The organism is Enterococcus sp. PF1-24 (assembly GCF_029893325.1).
In the GTDB taxonomy this organism is placed as follows: Bacteria; Bacillota; Bacilli; order Lactobacillales; family Enterococcaceae; genus HY326.
The window spans coordinates 32,228-52,318 of the sequence record NZ_JARXWL010000014.1 but is presented as its reverse complement, the minus strand read 5'-3'; the positions used below and the strand labels follow the sequence as shown (position 1 = coordinate 52,318).

General features: G+C 36.2%; 21 protein-coding genes. 11 read left to right on the top strand and 10 right to left on the bottom strand.

What is annotated here, in order from left to right; all coding sequences use genetic code 11:
- Positions 1–34 precede the first annotated feature (34 nt).
- Positions 35–490 (bottom strand): methylated-DNA--[protein]-cysteine S-methyltransferase, encoded by a 456-nt coding sequence (locus M2139_RS07835; protein WP_280738273.1) that lies wholly within the window; start codon positions 488–490, stop codon positions 35–37.
- A gap of 141 nt (positions 491–631) precedes the next feature.
- Between M2139_RS07835 and M2139_RS07830 the strand changes: the two genes are divergently transcribed.
- Both M2139_RS07830 and M2139_RS07825 read left to right on the top strand, forming a co-directional pair.
- Positions 632–1,471 carry a J domain-containing protein gene (locus tag M2139_RS07830; protein WP_280738272.1) on the top strand — a complete coding sequence of 280 codons (840 nt, stop codon included), beginning with the start codon at positions 632–634 and terminating at the stop codon, positions 1,469–1,471.
- The gene (locus tag M2139_RS07825) at positions 1,471–1,869 is read left to right on the top strand and encodes an HIRAN domain-containing protein (RefSeq protein ID WP_280738271.1); all 399 of its coding nucleotides are present in this window, start codon (positions 1,471–1,473) and stop codon (positions 1,867–1,869) included. Before M2139_RS07830 ends, M2139_RS07825 begins: the two co-directional genes overlap by 1 nt.
- A gap of 83 nt (positions 1,870–1,952) precedes the next feature.
- Here the strand turns inward: M2139_RS07825 and M2139_RS07820 are convergent, their stop codons facing one another.
- From M2139_RS07820 to M2139_RS07810, 3 genes are read right to left on the bottom strand one after another with little or no spacing between them, the layout of a single operon-like run.
- Entirely contained in the window at positions 1,953–2,795 is an 843-nt protein-coding gene (locus tag M2139_RS07820; protein WP_280738270.1) for a M55 family metallopeptidase, read from the bottom strand.
- Between the two features lie 3 nt (positions 2,796–2,798).
- Positions 2,799–3,896 carry a M20/M25/M40 family metallo-hydrolase gene (locus tag M2139_RS07815; RefSeq protein ID WP_280738269.1) on the bottom strand — a complete coding sequence of 366 codons (1,098 nt, stop codon included), beginning with the start codon at positions 3,894–3,896 and terminating at the stop codon, positions 2,799–2,801.
- A gap of 56 nt (positions 3,897–3,952) precedes the next feature.
- Complete coding sequence (locus tag M2139_RS07810; RefSeq protein WP_348522605.1) at positions 3,953–5,587, bottom strand: peptide ABC transporter substrate-binding protein; 1,635 nt, start codon at positions 5,585–5,587, stop codon at positions 3,953–3,955.
- Between the two features lie 109 nt (positions 5,588–5,696).
- Between M2139_RS07810 and M2139_RS07805 the strand changes: the two genes are divergently transcribed.
- A complete protein-coding gene (locus tag M2139_RS07805) occupies positions 5,697–6,392 on the top strand; it encodes an SIS domain-containing protein (protein WP_280738267.1) in 696 nt (231 codons plus the stop codon).
- Between the two features lie 238 nt (positions 6,393–6,630).
- Positions 6,631–6,981, top strand: coding sequence for an antibiotic biosynthesis monooxygenase (locus M2139_RS07800; RefSeq protein ID WP_280738266.1), 351 nt, complete (start codon positions 6,631–6,633; stop codon positions 6,979–6,981).
- On the opposite strand, the gene fosX is transcribed toward M2139_RS07800, so the two are convergent.
- Entirely contained in the window at positions 6,931–7,344 is a 414-nt protein-coding gene (fosX, locus tag M2139_RS07795) for a FosX/FosE/FosI family fosfomycin resistance hydrolase (protein WP_280738265.1), read from the bottom strand. The genes M2139_RS07800 and fosX overlap by 51 nt on opposite strands.
- A gap of 26 nt (positions 7,345–7,370) precedes the next feature.
- On the bottom strand, positions 7,371–8,447 hold the full coding sequence (locus tag M2139_RS07790) for a DUF4947 domain-containing protein (RefSeq protein WP_280738264.1): 1,077 nt from the start codon (positions 8,445–8,447) through the stop codon (positions 7,371–7,373).
- 251 nt (positions 8,448–8,698) lie between these two features.
- Here M2139_RS07790 and M2139_RS07785 point away from each other — a divergent pair, with 251 nt between their 5' ends.
- Positions 8,699–9,409 (top strand): glucosamine-6-phosphate deaminase, encoded by a 711-nt coding sequence (locus tag M2139_RS07785; protein ID WP_280738263.1) that lies wholly within the window; start codon positions 8,699–8,701, stop codon positions 9,407–9,409.
- Between the two features lie 72 nt (positions 9,410–9,481).
- Here the strand turns inward: M2139_RS07785 and nrdG are convergent, their stop codons facing one another.
- Positions 9,482–10,063, bottom strand: a complete 582-nt coding sequence (gene nrdG, locus M2139_RS07780) for an anaerobic ribonucleoside-triphosphate reductase activating protein (protein WP_280738262.1) — start codon at positions 10,061–10,063, stop codon at positions 9,482–9,484.
- 118 nt (positions 10,064–10,181) lie between these two features.
- Entirely contained in the window at positions 10,182–12,374 is a 2,193-nt protein-coding gene (nrdD, locus tag M2139_RS07775; RefSeq protein WP_280738261.1) for an anaerobic ribonucleoside-triphosphate reductase, read from the bottom strand.
- A 361-nt stretch (positions 12,375–12,735) separates the two neighbouring features.
- Between nrdD and M2139_RS07770 the strand changes: the two genes are divergently transcribed.
- From M2139_RS07770 to M2139_RS07755, 4 genes are all read left to right on the top strand, one after another.
- Positions 12,736–13,818 carry a M42 family metallopeptidase gene (locus tag M2139_RS07770; protein ID WP_280738260.1) on the top strand — a complete coding sequence of 361 codons (1,083 nt, stop codon included), beginning with the start codon at positions 12,736–12,738 and terminating at the stop codon, positions 13,816–13,818.
- 158 nt (positions 13,819–13,976) lie between these two features.
- Complete coding sequence (locus tag M2139_RS07765) at positions 13,977–14,717, top strand: MBL fold metallo-hydrolase (RefSeq protein ID WP_280738259.1); 741 nt, start codon at positions 13,977–13,979, stop codon at positions 14,715–14,717.
- Between the two features lie 30 nt (positions 14,718–14,747).
- Complete coding sequence (locus M2139_RS07760) at positions 14,748–15,752, top strand: lipoate--protein ligase (protein WP_280738258.1); 1,005 nt, start codon at positions 14,748–14,750, stop codon at positions 15,750–15,752.
- A 162-nt stretch (positions 15,753–15,914) separates the two neighbouring features.
- Positions 15,915–16,598, top strand: coding sequence for an O-methyltransferase (locus tag M2139_RS07755; RefSeq protein WP_280738257.1), 684 nt, complete (start codon positions 15,915–15,917; stop codon positions 16,596–16,598).
- Positions 16,599–16,633: 35 nt separating this feature from the next.
- Here the strand turns inward: M2139_RS07755 and M2139_RS07750 are convergent, their stop codons facing one another.
- Together M2139_RS07750 and M2139_RS07745 are read right to left on the bottom strand one after the other, a co-directional pair.
- Positions 16,634–17,560 carry a GIY-YIG nuclease family protein gene (locus M2139_RS07750; RefSeq protein ID WP_280738256.1) on the bottom strand — a complete coding sequence of 309 codons (927 nt, stop codon included), beginning with the start codon at positions 17,558–17,560 and terminating at the stop codon, positions 16,634–16,636.
- 81 nt (positions 17,561–17,641) lie between these two features.
- Positions 17,642–18,553 (bottom strand): hypothetical protein, encoded by a 912-nt coding sequence (locus M2139_RS07745; protein ID WP_280738255.1) that lies wholly within the window; start codon positions 18,551–18,553, stop codon positions 17,642–17,644.
- A gap of 187 nt (positions 18,554–18,740) precedes the next feature.
- On the opposite strand from M2139_RS07745, the gene M2139_RS07740 reads away from it, so the two are divergent.
- Positions 18,741–19,034: a nucleotide pyrophosphohydrolase gene (locus M2139_RS07740; protein WP_280738290.1), complete on the top strand. Its 294-nt coding sequence runs from the start codon at positions 18,741–18,743 to the stop codon at positions 19,032–19,034.
- Positions 19,035–19,059: 25 nt separating this feature from the next.
- Positions 19,060–20,022 (top strand): D-2-hydroxyacid dehydrogenase, encoded by a 963-nt coding sequence (locus M2139_RS07735; protein ID WP_280738254.1) that lies wholly within the window; start codon positions 19,060–19,062, stop codon positions 20,020–20,022.
- Positions 20,023–20,091 lie beyond the last annotated feature (69 nt).

Genomic DNA, 20,091 nt, shown 5'->3' with positions numbered 1-20,091 from the left:
TTCTCCTTAATTTTGATAAAACAATCTTTTTTGATTAGTAAAACCCTTCTAAAGTTAAGAGTTGCTCTTTAATTGTAATGCCTTCTGTACCCATATAACCAGTCATTTTTCCATTTTTCCCAATTACCCGATGACATGGAATAATGATTGGTAGTGGATTGCGACGATTGGCTTGACCGATTGCACGAATGGCTTTTGGTCGTTGGATTTTTTCTGCAATTTCTTGATAGCAGCAAGTTTCTCCATAAGGAATTGCCAATAGTGCATGCCAAACTTCTTTTTGAAAAAGCGTGCCAACTTGGATATCTAAAGGAACAGTGAACTCTTTTAACTGCTGGTTAAAGTAGGCTAAGAGTTCGTTTTTTGCTAGTTGGAGATGGGGATTATCTTTTTCGTTTTCTTCAGCAACTAACGGCTTAAAAGAAATTTCCGTAAGACCTTGAGCGCTAGCTTTAAGCCAAATGGGACCGACAGTGGTACGTATTTCCATTTTATTTATCCTCCGTGGATTTTTTCTGAATTCTACAGATTTTATGTTACACTAGTTTTATCAAAAAAGAAATATAAGATAAGCTTGAAAAAATGTAGATTTCTTGTTTATACTAGTTGAAATAACAGGTGGAGGGGTAAAATGATTGACAATGTTGAGGCACTACAAGTTCACTATAAGCAACTGGAAAATGAATTTACGGCACTTTTTGAACGGAAAAATTATTTAGAAGGTCATAAAATTCCTGAACTTACAAAGCGTTATTATGCTGTTTTAGGTGTTTTTGAGTATCGTAATAATGAGCTGACGCTAGCAATCATGCAAATGCAACACCTTTTACAGCTTGCGCAAAAATATGTTAATCGCGATGGGATAATTGATTTTGAAGAAATCGAAGAAATCACTAAAAAGAAATTTAGTGAGTATCAACGAAATTTGAAGAGTCAATTAGATGAAATTAAGTTGGCACAAATGAAAGTGCGCCAAGAAACAAAAGTTTTATCAGATGATGATGCCAAAGAGTTGAAAGCCATTTATCGTTTTTTAATTAAATCATTACATCCGGATTTAACTAAAGATGATAGCTCAGAGCGCAAAGAATTTTTTGAACAAGTGATGGCAGCTTATAAAAATGGCGACCTGCAATTGATGATGGCTTTGAAAGCTATGTTTGAAATTCAATTTCCAGATGATGAGGAACAAGCAACTGAAACGAAAGATGAGCAGGATTATCGAAATGAAATTGCTCGTTTTGAAGAGTTAATTAAACAGCAAAAATTTGAAATTAAGATGATGGAATCGGCTTTTCCTTATACGATGAAAGAATTGTTGATGGATGATGAGCTCTTGACCAAGAAGCGTGCAGAATTAGAAGATAAACAAGTGGTTTTAGAAGCAACTTTGGCAAAAATGGAAAAAGAATATCAAGACTTAAAACTGTGGCAGGCAGAAAGTCAAGATACTAGTTGGAGTGAATTTTAATGGGTTTTGAGATATCCAGAATAGAACGCAACGAACTGGAGTTATTACAACAATTTAATTTGGAATTGCCTGATTTTTCGATGGAGCCGATTTATTTAGATACGTACACGGTTGCTGGTACCAGTCATTTACAAGATGTAGTGGCAGTAGCAGAACTATTATATAAAGAAATGCCCGTCCGTTTAATTCGTGAAGATAATCGTTATGATGATTTAGCAATTTTAATTCGCACCGATGATGAAAAGAAAATCAAAATCGGTTATATTCCCCGCAAACAAAATACTATTTTAGCGCATCTTCTAGATGGGGGTAAAAAAATTTCTGCTAAAGTGACTGAGTATGATATTGAAAGTCGCGATTACTTGAAAATACTGGTGGCAGTGTATTTGGATGATTGATAAAAAAGCGTTTAAGCCCTAATTAAAGACTGGACTTAAACGCTTTTTATCTCCTTTGCTGAGTGAGCTAGCTCGTTTCGCTTTTAATAAGTCGTTCCACCTAAACCAACAATTGCAACAATATCATTCATGGTTGCTTTCATAGTTTCTGCTGTAAAAGTGACAGTTCGCCCATCTAAGCGAGTGATTTGCGAAAGCATCTCAATGCGATCAGCTTGAGCGGTTGAAGCGCATTGTAACGTTACTGTTGCTGGCATTGCTAATTGATATAAAGGTAATTCGCTAAAATTACTTTCCATAACAGCCATTGTTTTTGTTAAAATTTCTTGACGAACTTGTTTAATTGGATAAGTTTTAATAGCATAGCGTCCTAAAGATTCTTTTGTAGAGACATAAGCTACTTCAGGATGCATTCCTTCATCAAAAAGCTGTTCCTTTAAGCCTGACTCACCAATAATCAAGCCAACTGGAATCCCTAATTCACCAGCATAAGCGGCGTTAATAGTTGATTCATTCATATAAGTGTCGTTGATTTTTAAATCATAAGCCACACGAGCACTGTAGCCATGATCCATGTTACCATATTTTTTGCCAATGCCTGCATGATAGCCTAAAAAGATGACTAAATCGTAGCTTTCATCTAAGCCACTCATCATATAATCCATTCTTGGAAAGCCGTTAATTAAAGAAATTCGCTCATCCATTTTAGATAATTTTTCATAAGAGAGATGAACCCCTAAACTATGGGAGTCAGAAATTGTAATTTCGCTAACTTCAGCATTTTTTGAACTTTTCTGGATTCCTTCAATCACCCAAGCAACATGCTGGTGATAAAGGGAACGGAAATTTTCACGATCGTCTTTTTCCATATCGAAATTAGCTACGCCGGCTAACCCTTCAATATCACAAGAAATATAAATTTTCATCGTTTATTGCCCACTTTCTGCTGGATGCGTTAATTGTTGAATGACACTTGGTGTTAAAGAACGAACTAATTCAAGCACTAATTGTTTTGCATGTTGATAATCTTCATAAGCTACAAAACAGTGGGGGGTATGCGCATAGCGAACAGGGATGCCAACGACAATGGCTGGTGCACCTTTCACTTGATTAATGACTGAAGCATTCGTGCCACCACCGCTGCGAACGGAAGCTTGCACAGGGATGTTAAATTTTTTAGCTAGATCAAGAGTGTATTGCTGAAATTCTGGATTAGTAATCATGGAAACATCAAAATTACGCAACATTGGACCTTTCCCCATAGCTGATTGAATCATATAATCAGCTACACCAGTATCATCAGCTGGGCAACCTTCGAAAACAATCGCTAAATCAGCACAGACTTTTTGAGCTGCGACAATCGCACCGCGTTCACCAACTTCTTCTTGAGCGCTTAAAGTCGCTGTTAAATCAAAGGCTAAATCATCATTGGCAAGTTCATCTAAAACATCCACCATACAAGCACAGCCAATCCGACAATCGAAAGCTTTTCCGAAGAGACGATCAGTCATTGGATCGTATTCAGTTTGAACGGCTGGAACGACCGGGGCACCAATGTCAATTTTGTAAATTTCAACAATCTCTTGTTGTGATGTTGCACCAACGTCAATGAATAAGTCGTTGACAGTTATCGGTTTATTTCTTTCTTCTGGTGTCATAAAATGAGGCGGTTTACTACTAACCACACCATTAATATAATGCCCTTCACGATTGCGTACACGAACTTTTTGAGCAGTAATATTATTAGGAATCCATCCCCCTAAAGTCAGGAATTGCAGCATACCATTTGGTTTAATTGCTTGAACAATAAAACCAACTTCATCACTATGAGCATCAAATTGTAGTAGGGGACGCTTGCTAGTATTTTGCTGTCGCTGAATATATAAATTTTTAATGCCATCTGTTTCTTGGGGACCGATATGGTGAGTATATTTTTTTACCAAATGAAGAACTTCTTCCTCAAAACCAGAGACCCCATTAGCATCTGCCAATTCTTGAATTATTTGTAGGGATTTTTCTTTTTTCATAGTCTGCCTCATCTTTCTCAACTGATTAACGTTTAATTTAACTTTGCTGTGAAACTTTATTTTATACTAACATTTTTATAACAAATAGAGCCTAGTGGACCAAAAGTCAAACCATCAACTTTTTCATTTACTAAATAAGCTTCGGTGATTTGATATAAAGGAATTAGTGGTGCTTCCTCAGCAACTAATTGATCAGCTTCTTGCATTACTTGCCAACGTTTTTGATAGTCATTGGCATAAGTTTTGTTGGCATCAGCTAGCAAGCCATCGAATTTTTGATTGTTCCAGCGACCAAAGTTGTTAGAGTTTTCTGATTGTAACAAGTTTAAAAAGTCAATTGGATCAGCGTAAACGGGTGTCCAACCACCTAAAACAATATCAAATTCACCACTGCGACTTTTTTCTAAACGATTGTTAAATGGAACTGCTGAAATGGTTACTTTTAAACCAGAGAGAGTTTCCATAAGTGAACCTTGCATAAATTCACTGATTTTTTTAGCATTGTCGCTATCAGAGCAAAGAATATTAACTTCGGCTTCACTAAGACCAACTTCTTTTTTCGCTTCTTCCCACAGACTAGCTGCTTCAGTTAAATCAACTGGGTTAATATCACCAATTTCTTCAGCAAAGTCTTTACCAGAATCTTGACTAACAAAACCGGTGGGTACAAAACCTAATGCTTTCTTAGAGCCATCATTTAAAACATTGTTGGCTAATTTTTCAGAATCCAAAGCCAAAGCGACTGCCTGGCGAGCTTTTTTATTAGCAAAAAGCGTTGTTTCTGTGTTTAATTGAATATAATAAGTTCCTGGTAATTCCCGAATGGTTAGTGCTGGATTTTCTTTTTCTTGAGCAACGATATCACCAGTGATTTTAACAAAATCTAATTGCTCAGCATCAAATAGGTTTTTACCAGTGTTAATTTCTTTAATGACTTCAACTTCAACCTTATCAAGGGCTACATTTTCTTTATCCCAATAAGCGGTATTTTTTTCGTAAGTCCAAGAGTTATTTAAACCATCCCAGCCAACCATGACAAAAGGACCGTTAAATAAAGTTGTTTCAGCAGTTGTGCCGTAACTATCAGCGTGTTCTTCTACAAAAGTTTGGTTTAATGGATAGAAGGCTGGTACTGCTAATAATTGTTGGAAATAACTCATCGGATATGCTAATTCAACTTCTAAAGTATGTTCATCAAGAGCTTTTACACCTAATTCATCAGGATCTTTTTCCCCAGCTGAAATTGCTTTGGCATTTTTAATGCCTTCAAAATAGTAAGCTTGAGGTGAAGCAGTATCAGGTGCTACAGTGCGTTTCCATGAATATTCAAAATCTTGTGCAGTAATTGGATCGCCATTGCTCCACGTTGCGCCTTCTCGCAAGGTGAAAGTATAGGTCATGCCGTCGTTAGTTGGTTCCACTTTTTCTTGTGCTAAGGCAGCTTTCGCTTCACCGTTGACATCAAAAGAAAATAGACCTTCCCCAACTTGACTCATAACACTACAAGCGGTGTTATCCATTGCCAGTGAAACATCTGCAGTAGAAAGTTCTGATTCAATTCCAACTTTTAAAACTTGTTCTTCAGTTACTGTTGAGTTTGCTGTGTTTTTGTTTGCTTCTTTACCAGTAGAACAGCCAGCCATTAAAACTAAAGCCGCTCCAAAAGCAATTATCCCTGTTTTTCTTTTAATCATACGAACCCCTCTTTCATTTTTTTGATTTTCTGCTAAAATGGCGTTAACTAACAAGGGAAAAATTTTTCCTTGTTGGCACTATTCTAAATTTTGGAGGCGAAGGTAAGTGAACATCAACTATTTAAAAGACGTTTATCAGCTAAAACAAACTGAAATTCAAATTTTGTTGTATTTGGAAGAACATTTACAAGAATTAAATGATTTAAGCATTCGCTTTGTAGCGAAAAATTGTTTCACTTCACCAGCGACCATTATTCGTCTTGCCAAAAAATTGAATCTTTCAGGTTATAGTGAACTGATTTACAAAATCAAAGAATCTCATTTAGCACCTAATACCATAGCAGACTTGGCTTTAGAGGAAAAAAGTATTCAAAGTTTTTGTCAGCTGATGAATCAAAATCAAGATTGCCTGATTTCAGTTATTAGTTTAGGCTTTGCAAGCCATATTGCCAATTATATGAGCGAGGTTTTTAATTTTCACGGAATTCCTAGTATTACTACTGCTCATACTCAATTAATAAACCGTCGCAATAATCAGAAAATTTTGCTGATTGTTGTTTCTCATTCCGGAGAAGAAGAACAGTTGAAAGCGACTGTTGCTTTAGCTAAAGCAGCAGAGCAGCCAATTATTGCTTTTTTAGGAACACAGCAATCAACCATTGCTAAACAGGCGGATTTAGTCTTTTCATCAGAGTCTTTTAGTCCTTTTTCAACAAGTGTTGCTCGACCACAATTTTTCTTTGGACGCACATTAATCACGTTTGAATCATTGATTTGTACTTACATTAATGCCATAAAATAAAGAATTGTTACTATTATAGCTGATTTTTCAGCTGAAACTAGCTTCTCTGATTGATAATGGTACAAGTTGAGAAAAAAATGAAACATGTTTCGTATTTGATGAATATAACGATATGTTCATTGGAAAAAATAATAGTTTAAGAAAAAATTCTTTATTATCAGGAAATAGAAAATATGCTATAATTAAAAATGATAATCAATATCAATTGTGTGTTTATCAAAGAGAAAGAGGGGACTAAATGATTGTACAGACAGTTACTTTTATTGTGAAAAAAGAAGGGAAAGAACTTTTTGAAAATAAAATTAAACAAGATACTACTTCAATGCTAGAGCGGGAAGCTTGTTTATCAAGTGAATGTTGGTATGCCGAGACCAAGGAGCATTGTGAATTTACGCTTGTTTCAAAATGGCAGAGTAAACAAGATTTTCAAGGGTGGTTAAAGAGACCCGAACATTTACAGCATCATCGAGAAGCTCATAAAAATAAAGAAAGTCGGCCACAGCTTGTTTTAGAAAAAAAGCAAAAGACTTATTTTATTTTATATACGATGATATTCTTTCAGCCGTTCTTCCAATGTGCCAGTGTGTAGTTCAAACAAATGATTATCATAATCATAAAAATAAATTGATTTACTTTCACCGCTAATCCGACTTCTAGTTTTTCTTATTTCTAAGTTCAAATCTTGAATTTTAGATAAATAATTTTCATAGTATTGCTCGTCAATTTTGAAAGCAATGTGATTATAATTTTTAGGTAAATCAACTGAACCTTCCATTATGGCAAACCAAATATTATTGATTAAGAAAAATTTTTCTCTGGAATATGAAAAATTTTTAACTTTACTATCATATATTTCTTTTCCGTTAAATAGATTTTTGAAAAGAAGAGCAGTTTTTTCGATATCTTTAACAATAAGCGTAATATGGCTAATTCCTTGCAGATTGTTGCTCATAATGCTAATCTCCTGAAACTATATTTTTATGGATGATACAATCCGTCTTCGCCGTAATTTTTGGGGAAATCATCAGGATAAGTACCTAAACCTTCATAAGGATGTTGCTCTGTTTGGCGTGCATAGCAAAGATAATTGCTAATCAGGGAAACAAATTCGGCTCGGTTTTCTCTAAAATAGACATTAGGTTTTCCTTGTGATTCATAAATTAAAGCTTTATCAAAAGGAACATATTGTTGATCATAAACAACAATCATGGCTGCTCGAGCTTCTCGCCAAGTTAAATTCCCAGTAAAAAATTCATTGCGAATAATCTCAATTTCCCCAGTTGATGCAATGCTACCATCTTCTTCTTTATTAATGCCAATTTTCGCCATAATATCTTCGCTAGTAGTTAAGGTAGCGTCGGGTTGACCCCAAATGGCAATAATATCCGCTTCAGAATATTGATCAAAGGAAGGATAACTTGCAACAAAACCACCACTTGCATAACGGCAATAACTTAATACAGCAAATTCAGAATCTGGATTTTCAATTAAGGCGTCAGCTCTAGGGGCGGTTTCTGGCCGCGTTTTTATCATGGTAGTATAGCTCTCTTTAGCTTTGGTGATGCGTTTAGTAAAGCTTTTGCGTTCTTCAGCCGTGCCAGCAAAATTTGCTAAAGAGGTTTCGGCTTTTTGAATATAGTCTTCACTAAGAAAGAGCTCAGCAAGTAAAACCGTTTCTTCCAAATCTTCAGCCGAAATCATTTCACTACTTTCCGTTGTTTTTTTAGGTGCGGGTAGTTTGACTTTTTCATCGCTTTCGCTGCTAGAACTTTCACTACTCGCTATTGTTGAAGCAGTAGTTTCTGAAGTGGTATTTCTGGTCATTTTTAGCGTCTTACCAGAGTGCGTTTTTTTAATCGGCGTTGGTGTAGCGCTACTAGTTGACCAGTAAATCCCGACAGTAATCACGATAACACCCAATGCTACTAATCCCACCAAAAGTAGCGGCAAGTGATTTTTTTTCTTTTCTTTATCGTGGAAAGTTCCACAGTGCTTACAAACATGACCAGTTGCTGTTTTACTAAATTTATTGTCCCCACAATTTTTACAATGCATTATAAACTCCTTTAAAACTTATTTTTCATTCCTTATTCTAAAGTAATTTTTTTTAAAAGGCTATAAAAATTATTGTAGACTGATTGCTTGTAACCATTTATTAACACTTTTTTTACAAAATATATAGGGATTTAGCGAATTTTTGTGAATGGAAAATCATTTCAGTTAATTATTGACACCGCTTTCCTTAATTAGTGTATGATAAAGAGGTAACAGTTAAGGGATAAAAATTTTAGGAGGAATTAATTATTATGAAAATTATTAAAGTCGGTAGTTCAGAAGAATTTAATCAAGTAGGTGCCAGCTTACTGTTAGCAGAAATGTTTAAAAATGATTTGCGGGTGAATTTAGCGATTACTGCTGGAAATAGTCCTAAAGGTGTTTATCAAGAATTAATTAATAAAGTCAAAGAAAAAGACTATTTAAAGCATGTTCATTATTATAATTTTGATGAAATTCCATATAAAGTTACTCAAAGAGAAGGCATCACGATTTCTGATTTACGAGAATTGTATTTTAATCCAGCGAAAATTGCTGCTGAACAAATTCATAAAATGGATATGACAAACTTCAAAGAACAAGATGCAAAAATTGCCGCAGCAGGTGGCTTAGATGCTATCTTGATGGGAATTGGAGCAGATGGTCATTTCTGTGGTAATTTACCAGGGACAACTAAATTTGGCGATTGGACAACGGAAGTGATTTGCGATGAGCCAATGAAAAATTTATTAAGCCGCATGTACGAAGATAAAGCTGATACGCCAGATAGTTATATTACTATGGGGCCAAGAAGTGTAATGGCGGCTAAACATTTAATTATGATTGCCAATGGCGAAAGCAAAGCAGAAATTATTAAGAAATTTGTTGAAGGCCCAGTTACCGAAGAGGTGCCATCAACGATTTTAACTATGCATCCTAATTTAACTTTATTAGTTGATGCTGAAGCTGGTAAATATATTTAAAAATAGATGAAAAAGGCCCTGTAGAAATAATTTTTCTACAGGGCCTTTTTGTGTTGAAATTGCTGCTAAAATTTATTTTTGCTCATAAGCGTCGCTATCCTGACATTTCTCCCAAATCACCACTTCACCAGCAGCTAGGGATTTTTTGACATCAATAATTCGTTGGTTGCTACTACCGCGAAATTGGAGATTTAAATTGCGGCGGGCTAGCTCAAAGCGACCATCTACTAAAATGTCGATTTTTTTTAATAGGGCTAATTTATCTTCGGAATCTAGCAATAATTCTTCAAAAGTATAGCCGCTCCAACTCCAAATATCCTTTGTATTGCCAAATTCTTTGTGGATTCTGTCCACCACTTGTAAACAAACATCAGTATTTAAAAAAGGTTCACCGCCTAAAAGAGTTAAACCTTGAACGTGGTCAGGTTGTAAATCAGTAATTATTTGCTCTAACAATTCTTCTGTAAAAGGTTGCCCATATTGAAAGTTTTGTAAAGCTTTATTAAAACAACCTTCGCAGGCGAATAAGCAGCCACTGACATAGAGGCTATTACGAACGCCTTCACCATCAACGAAATTGAAAGGCTTGTAGTCACCGTAAAAATTTTGACTATAATCAGCTGCCAACCATTCTTTAGGTTGCGGATTTCTCATTAAAATGCCTCCAATAAAAGCAGTAAAACTTAAAATCAAGTGATTTCCTGCTAAAATTATTTTGGAAAAGGTGAGTCAAAAAGTTATTTGAACTTTTGGCTCACCTTTTAAATTTCTTTTATTTCATGTGTTTTACGCGGGCTGAAATTTCTTTATGACGACCGTGAACCATAGGGCGCGCTTGCGGGTTACCTAAGTAGCCACAAGTTCTTTTTACCACATCACAAGATTTCGGATCGTGATTGCCACATTGTGGACACTCAAAACCGCGAGCTGTTGGATTGAAATCTCCTTCATAGCCACAAGCGTAACAGTGATCAATTGGTGTATTTGTTCCTAGATAACCAACACGATCATAAGAGTAATCCCAAACAGCTTCTAAAGCGACTGGATTTTGTTGTAAAACTGGATATTCACAATAGTGAATGAAACCACCAGAACAATATTTAGGATAATCTTTTTCAAAGTCTAATTTTTCAAATGGTGTTGGATTTTTACGAACATCATAATGGAAACTATTTGTATAGTAATCTTTATCAGTAATATTTTCCACAACGCCAAATTTTTCAGTATCAAGACGGCAGAAGCGGTCAGTTAAACTTTCACTTGGTGTTGAGTAAACGCTGAAATGATAACCATATTCGTTGCCCCAATCATCTGCATGAGCTTTTAATTCTTTGACAATGCTTAAAGTAAATTCTTTGGCTTCAGGATTATTTTCCCATTCGCCACCGTAGAAAGCTGATGCCACTTCATATAAGCCGATGTAGCCCATAGAAACAGTTGCCCGTTTATTTTTGAATAATTCATTAACTGAATCTTGACGATTTAATCGTTTGCCGAAAGCACCGTACATATACAAAATAGGTGCGTTAGCAGGTGAAGCTTCTTTACAGCGTTCTACGCGATAAACTAAAGCATCTTTCAAAATACCTAAGCGTTCTTCTAAAATTGCCCAGAAGCGCTCAATATCGCCATTCGCTTCTAAAGCGATTCGTGGTAAGTTTAAAGTTACCACCCCAAGGTTCATCCGGCCAACGTTGACTTCTTCGCCGTTTTCATCTTTCCAACCTTGCAAGAATGAGCGACATCCCATTGGCACTTTAAAGCTACCTGTTAGTTCTACTAATTTGTCATAGTTTAAAATATCAGGATACATCCGTTTTGTAGCACATTCTAAAGCTAACGTTTTAATGTCGTAGTTAGGGTCATTTTTCTCTAAGTTAACGCCACGTTTCATTGAAAAAATTAATTTAGGGAAAATTGCTGTCCGTTTTTCGCTGCCTAAACCGTTGATGCGGATTTGTAAAATTGCTTTTTGAATTTCTCTTTCAAACCAGCTAGTACCTAAACCAAAACCTAAAGAAGTGAATGGTGTTTGACCGTTAGAAGTAAATAAAGTATTGATTTCATACTCTAAACTTTGCATTGCATCGTAAATGTCTTTGCGAGTTTTAGAAAATGCGTAGTCTTCACGACGTTTTTCGTCTTCAATCCATTCTTCAGCATCTTTTAAATGTTTTTGGTAGTTCAATTCAGCAAAAGGAGCTAACAATTCATCCACTCGGTCGGCAGAACAACCGCCGTATTGACTAGAAGCCACGTTAGCGATGATTTGTGAAATTTGTGCGGTTGCTGTTTGAATTGATTTTGGTGATTCAACTTCAGCGTTACCAATTTTAAAGCCGTCATTTAACATGCCTTTAAAGTCAATTAAACAACAGTTAGTCATTGGTGTATATGGATGATAATCTAAATCATGATAATGAATATCGCCTTTTTGATGGGCGTTAGCAACATGGGGTGGTAACATTTTTAAACCAATTGATTTGCCGACGATACCTGCCGTTAAATCCCGTTGAGTATTGAAAACATCGCTATCTTTATTGGCATTTTCATTTACGACTGTTTGGTCCTTATTTATTAATTTAGCAATGGTAAAATTAATATCTGTGGATTTGCTACGTTCAAAATCACGACGTGTGCGGTAGTTAATATATTCTTCCGCTAAATCATACTCGTTATTTTCCAATAAAGTATGTTCAACAATATTTTGAATTTCATAGATTTTGACGTTTTTCGCAAAACGTTCACTGATTTCTTGGTCCACTCGATAAACAATTTCTTGAATTCGTTCGTGAACCAAAGGGGTGATTTCACCATGAATATTTTCTTCAGCTTTGATTAAAGCATCATAAATTTTTTGGTCATCAAAATCAACTAAACGACCATCTCGTTTAACAACTTTTACGTTTGAAATATTCGTATTTGAAAAGTTGATTTTCCCCGCTGTTTGTTTCATTTCCATCATGATTATCACTCCTAAATATTAAAAAACACAGGGCCCAAAATAGCCCACGCTTCAATTTGTCCTCTACTATCATAAAACATTTTGCCAACTATATCTAGTGCTTTTTTTCTTATTTTTTTAATTATAACCCTATATCTAGTGATGACGTTTTCTCATCCCCTAACAAACCCTTGATATTATTGACCTTTAAATGACTAAAAAAAACTAATAATAACATAAAAAATTTTTTGCTATTTTTCCGAGCAAAAACATTGACAAAAAATATAACTTGCGGTAATTTGCAGGGAAAAAGATAAAGGACTAAAAATTTCAAAACTTATGCTATAATTTATAAGATATTAAAATGAGAGGCGGAATTTTTGTGAATGCAAAAGAAGAAAAATTATTAATCGCGTTAACTAGCGCTAATGGTGTTCCCGGCAACGAAGGGGAAGTTCGTGAAATTTTTAAAGAATACGCAAAAGAATATGCAGATGAAATTTTATTTGACGGTTTAGGTAGCGTAATTGCCAAACATCAAGGGCAAGAGGCTGGGCCAAAAGTTTTCATTTCTGGTCATATGGATGAAGTTGGATTTATGGTAACTAAAATTACTGACAAGGGTTTTATCGAGTTTCAAACGTTAGGTGGTTGGTGGGCCCAAGTGATGTTAGCGCAACAAGTGCAAATTACTACTAATGAAGGTAAAAAAATTCATGGTGTGATTGGTTGTAAACCACCCCATGTTTTAACAGTCGAAGCGCGTAATAAAGTTTACGATATTAAGGAAATGTTTATTGATGTCGGTGCTAGTAGTGCTGATGAAGTGAAGAACTGGGGCGTGCGACCTGGCGATATGGTAACACCATATATTGATTATCAACGTATGAACGGCACTAAGTTTTTATTAGCGAAAGCTTGGGATAACCGCATCGGAACCGCCGTGGCTTTGCGCGTTTTGGAAGATTTAGCAGCTGAAGGCCATCCTAATACTTTGTTTGCTGGTAGTGATGTGATGGAAGAAGTTGGTTTGCGGGGCGCCCGCACCAGCACTTATTTCGTTAATCCAGATATTGCGATCGCTTTAGATACTGGTACCGCTGGTGATACCCCAGGGATGACACCGAAAGAAGCCGATTCAGTTTTAGGTCAAGGACCCCAAGTTTTAATTTTTGACGCTTCAATGGTTCCCCATAAAAAATTATTGAATTTTGTAACAGAAACCGCAGAAGAGTTGGAAATTCCTTTCCAATATACAGTAATCGCTGGTGGCGGCACAGATGCGGGTCAAATGCACTTAACCCGCAGTGGGATTCCATCAATTGCGATTACTGTGCCTGTCCGTTATTTACATTCACATACTTCAATGATTCATGAAGATGATTATTTAAATACCGTTAAATTAGTTAAAGCCTTAGTGCAACGCTTAGATGCAGCAACAGTAGCTGAAATTAGAAGCTATTAATTTTCATCATTTTAAAAAGCATTTAGTTGAGAAGATTTCTTGCGACTAAATGCTTTTTTCTATTTAAAACATCATGATAAAAGCTAAGATTAGCCAAAAATGACGGAATTATGATAGGATAAATATAAGAATAAAATTAATAGTCAGGTGGGAGCAGAATGAAGTTAACCGTTTTAGGCTGTTTAGGGGCGTATCCTTATCAAAATCAAGGAACCACAAGCTTTTTACTACAATCTGGGGATTATAATCTATTATTAGATGCGGGCAGTGCAACTTTAGTTCAGTTAGAGCAAGTTTTAGATCCATTGGCGTTAGATGCCGTAATTTTAAGTCATTATCATCACGATCATATTGCTGATTTAGGTGTCCTGCAATATTATTGGCAGCTACATCCAAAACGTAATCCTGAAAAAATACTACCTATTTACGGACATACAGAAGATTTACAACATTTTGAAGCATTAACTTTAGCGGGTGTGACAGCAGGTCAAGAATATTTTGAAGCAGAAGAATTGCTTTTAGGACCGTTTTTAGTTACTTTTATGAAGACGATTCACCCAGTCCCTTGCTTTGCGATGCGTTTTGTGGAAAGGGGAACTGGCAAAGTTTTTGTTTTTACTGGCGATTCAGGTTACTTGGAAAGCTTTGTTCCGTTTGCCAAAGAAGCCGATTTGTTTTTAGCAGACACGTATTTATTTGCCGGTAATGAAAGGCACCATGCTCACTTTACTTCAAAAGAAGCTGGTGAAATTGCTTTGGCAGCTAAGGTGAAAAAATTAGTGTTAACTCATTTGCCGCAATTTGGTGATTTAACTCAGCTTCAAGCTGAAGCGCAATTAGCAGCCGGAACTAAAATTCCCGTTGAATTAGCAGCTGTGAATCACAGTTATAACATTTAAATTAAAAATGAATAACAGGAGCTGAATGTGATGATTTTTGTGCCTAATGAAATAACGGACCCACGGCTTAATTTAGCTATTGAGACTTATTTATTAAGAGAAATGCCGTTAACTGAGCCGATTTTACTTTTCTATATTAATGAACCGGCAATTATTATTGGCCGCAATCAAAATACATTGGAAGAAATTAATTTAGACTATGTAAAAGCCAAAGGGATTCAGGTGGTGCGTCGTTTAAGCGGTGGCGGTGCGGTTTATCACGATTTAGGGAACTTAAATTACAGTTTTATTATGCCTGATGATGGCAATTCATTTCGAGATTTTGCTAAATTTACCCAACCAGTGATTGATGCTTTGCAAGAGTTAGGGATTGAAGGGGCGGAGTTAAAAGGCCGCAACGATTTAGTGATTAATGATTTGAAATTTTCTGGCAACGCTATGTATGCAACTGCTGGCAGAATGTTTGCTCACGGCACAATCATGTTTGATAGCGATATTGATGAAGTAGTCAAGGCGCTAAAAGTTTCCCCCGATAAAATTGCATCAAAAGGCATTAAGTCCATTCGTTCACGAGTAACCAATATCAAACCATTTTTACCAAAAGATAAACAGACAATGACGACCCATGAATTTCGTCAAAATATTTTATTAAAAATCTTTGGCGTTACAAAGCTTGAAGAAGTTAAAACTTATCAACTAACCACCAGCGATTGGCAAAAAATCAATAAAATCGCTGATGAATTATATCGCAATTGGGATTGGAACTACGGTAAATCCCCAGCTTTTGACATTGAAAAACGGCGAAAGTTAGCGATTGGAATTGTTGATATCCGCTTAAACGTTGTGGCGGGTCAGATTAAAGATATAAAAATTTACGGGGATTTCTTTGGCTTAGGGGAAATCGCGGATGTGGAACAGCATTTAGTAGGTGTCAAATATCAGCCCGCTGCTTTACAAAGTTCTTTAGCAGCCATTGATTTGCAAAAATATTTTGGTAAAGTAACTGTGGCAGAACTGGTTGATTTACTTTACTAATTTCCTGAAAACAAGCAAATGGCGTTGTAATTTTCTGCCTGTTGCTTGTTTTTTTTGTTAGCGACTCTGTGTTATAATCATTGAGGATTTAAATCGTAGAATAAAACTAATTTTTCAAAGGAAAATTAGTACATTAATATGAACTAGGGGACTCAATCAAATATGCGAAATGAAATGATGCATCGACCAGTTGTTAAAAAAGAATTGGTTGAATTTATGCGGGAGCAACAAAAACAATTGCCAGGAGAATTAGGTGCAGTGGAATCGGAATCTCGCCAAGCGGAAGTGCCGATTATCCCTCATGAAACGGTAGTCTTTTTACAATTTTTCTTAGGTCAACTGAAGCCAAAAGAAATTTTAGAGATTGGTACAGCTGTAGGTTTTTCTTCAAGTTTGATGGCGGAATATTTGGTTGATGGGGGACATGTGACGACGATTGACCGTTTTGATGTGATGATTCGTAAAGCCAAAGCCACTTATCAACGTTTAGGAAACGAAGAAAAAATCAACTTATTAGAAGGACAGGCGGCTGATATTTTGCCTAAATTAACAGGCCCTTATGATTTTATCTTTATGGATAGTGCGAAATCGAAATATATTGAGTTTTTACCTGAATGTTTACGCTTATTGCGTAATGGTGGAGTTTTAATGGTGGATGATGTTTTCCAAGCCGGCACGATTTTAGAGCCGATTGCAGAAATCCCTCGCAGTCAGCGGGCGATTCATCGTAAGTTAAACGAATTTTTACAAGTGGTGATGGCCCATCCAGATTTAACATCAACGCTGCTACCTTTAGGCGATGGCGTGATTTTAATGACTAAAGAAGCTGATGAAATTATCTTATAATAAAAAATCGTCTGGAATTTTTTTCAGACGATTTTTCATTTTGGAAAAGCTCGCTGAAAGTAGCGAGCGACAATCAGACGACTATCCAATTCATTTAAAGGAATAAACTTTTCGACAGGTGGTAAGGGCGTTTTTTCTAAAGCAGTTGTTACAGCCTTCAAATCAACCGCGTCTTGCAAGACAACTTTTTGCTGATTGATAATTTTTCCTTGAAAAGTTTGAAAAACTTTAATTTCTTGTGGTGTAATATAATCCCAAATAATTTGTGGAAGAGGTTGTAAAATTTTTCGCAATGTTAAGGCATTTTTTTGAAAAGTTAACAATATTTTTTTATCTTCCTCTAAGCGTTGGGCCCATTCAAAAGCCTGTTCTTGAATGGCAAAAGCTTGTTGTAGTTGCAGGCGCGTTAAAGCTTGAGCGCCACCTTGCAAAATGGCGCTTATTTCTGTTTGCAGCTGACTTTCGGATAATTGAGCTAAGGGAGCTTGCCGCTTTTCTTGCAGGGCTAAAGCAGCAGGCGACGACCAGGCTTTATCAGGTAAATGGTATAAAATCGTCAAAACTTGGATGACTTCTGGCAATTTTTTATATTGTGCAAAAGGACCCACTGCGGTAGCGCTAGGTCGATGACTAAGTTTGAAATGGTCTTGAAAAGCTAGGTAGCCATAATTTTCGCTGTAATTCATTAAGCGATTATAAGGCGGATGATAGCTAGCGATTAATTTTTGCTCCAACAATAAAGCTTCTAACTCAGTATCTACTAATTGATAATCAAAATCGGCAATATGAAAAATCAGTTGTTGATTTTTACGAGATTGAGGGGTGCCTGGTAAAAAATAACTGATGACTCGTTGATTTAAAGCTTTGGCTTTGCCGATATATAAGATTTGTCCGCGAGAATCTTTCATTAAATAAATGCCTGGTAAAGCAGGCAGTTGGCGCGCTTTTTCTCGTAAATTCATAAAGGCGTACTCCTTTTTTTATAAAATAGTAGAAAAAGAGGCAGAGACTAAAAATCTCCTGCCTCTTAATCGACGGTTATTTTATTTTGCTTGGGCAACAAAGTTATTAAAATTAGCTGCAGTCAGGTTTTCATTGATTTTAACCTGCTCCAAAGCAGAATCATAATCTTTTTTGCTATTTAAATATTGACGATAAAGGCTATATTTTGGTGTTGCAACTTCAGGAATAGCTACCGTTTCATAGCCGTATGCTGCACCCATCCAGGCCACACCACCATTTGCCATAATATTCATGGATTGAGTAGTCATTTTAAAAATAGGATGACCCGAACCAGCGCCTGAATGAACCTGCAGGTATAGTTTTCCTTGATTAAAGTTGTAGCCAAGGACATAACCTAATAACCCTGGGGTTTCTGCACGCTCATCAACCGTTGTTGCTATTAATAAAACTTGTAGTTTTTCAGATAATTGATCAAATTTTGCAGCATCCACTTTTTCTTGTTCATTCGGTTCAATAATGGTTTCAGAAATGCCATACCAACCAACTTGCTCATCTCGCCAACCATTTTTCACTAAATTATTTTGTTCGTTTTTGTTTTTAGTGTAGTTATGGCTACCAGTTGTGGCGTTAGGATTGTAGGCGCGATAAATTGGTACTTGCTTTTCAGGACTAGAGTACCAACCGATATTTTCATAGTGCCAGCCAACTTTGACTAAATTATCTTTTTCAGCTTGATTTAAAGTATAATGATGATCGCCAGAATTTGGATTGTAAAGGCGATAAACTGGATCGCCAGTTTCAGGGGCTACCCAACCGATTCCTTCATATTCCCAACCAAGTTCCACCAAATGTTTTCTTTCATAGCGATCAGCAGTATAGAAGTGTTCACTATTGTTACGGTTGTATAAGCGGTACATTTCGGCAGCATCCGCTTTTTCGGTAAAAGCTAGTAAGCTTAACGCCGCAATCGGTAGTAGTAAAAATTTTTTCATCACTTTTTCCTCCTAAATAAAAAATATAAAGCTCTTAACAAGTTAATTATAGCAAAATAATTTTTAAGATAGTAGCAGAGAATGCTTTGGTTTTAACTTGTTGTTAAGTTAGGAAAAGCATATAATAATTGAGGAGATTCAGTAAAATAAAAAATGAATACGATAAGACGAATGAGGAGTGCTTATGATGGATTCTATGACAAAAATTAATCAATTTCGCGATGAACGCAATTGGCGTCCCTTTCATAATGAAAAAGATTTGGCGATTTCGCTAACTTTAGAGGCCAGCGAGCTATTAGAATTATTTCAATGGGTTTCGGCAGAAGAAGCTATAAAAAATACTGAACGTTTAAAAGAAGAATTGGCAGATGTTTTGATCTATTCTTATATGCTAGCTGATAATTTAAATTTTGATATTGATGAAATTATTGCTGAGAAATTAGTCAAAAATGCCATTAAATATCCAGCACCAGCAAAATAATTTGTAAAAAAGGGAGTTATAAAAAATGAAAATTGTTGTTTTAGATGGTTATGTTTTAAATCCCGGTGATTTATCTTGGGAAGGTTTTAGTGATTTAGCTGAGTTAACAGTCTATGATCGGACTTCATACACTGATAAAGACGAGATTATCTCACGAATTGGCGATGCGGAAATCATTTTAACAAACAAAACACCGATTGATGCTGAAGTGGTGGCGGCTTGTCCGAATTTGCAATATGTCGGGGTTTTAGCTACCGGTTATAACGTGGTGGATTTAGCTGCTTGTAGCGAGCGCAAGATTGTGGTTACTAACGTGCCGGCTTACAGTACCGAGTCGGTTGCTCAAGCGACCTTTGCTTTATTGTTAGAAATTTGCAGCCAAGTGGGCTTGCATCAGCAAGCGGTGCAAGCAGGTGAGTGGCAAAATTGTATTGATTTTTCTTTTACAAAGCATCCTTTAATGGAATTAAATGGTAAGGTTTTTGGGATGGTTGGCTTTGGTCAGATTGCGCAAGCAACAGCTAAAATCGCTCATGCTTTTGGCATGAAAGTTATTTTTTATAATCATCAACCAAAAACTTTTTCGGAAGAGTGGTTAACGCAAGTGAGTTTAGCTGAATTATATCAACAAGCCGATATTATCAGTTTGCATGTGCCACAGACCCCTGAAACAACACAGATGATTAATCAAACGGCTTTACAAGCAATGAAAAAAAGCGCGATTTTACTGAATACCGCTCGTGGTGGTTTAGTGGAGGAAGCGGCTTTAGCGGAAGCTTTAAACAGTGGTAAATTGCGGGCAGCTGGTTTAGATGTGGTTTCGGTAGAACCGATTGCCGCTGACAACCCGTTGTTGACGGCTAAAAATTGTTATATCACTCCTCATATTGCATGGGCGCCAACTGAAGCTCGGCAACGTTTGATGGCGATTGCTGTAAGTAATGTGCAAGCTTTCATAGATAGCCAGACGCAAAATCAAGTAAATTAGAAGCAACAGAGTTAACTTTTTTTAGATTTTTTCATAAAAATTCTTAAATATTTAGTTTTTTTGAAAAAT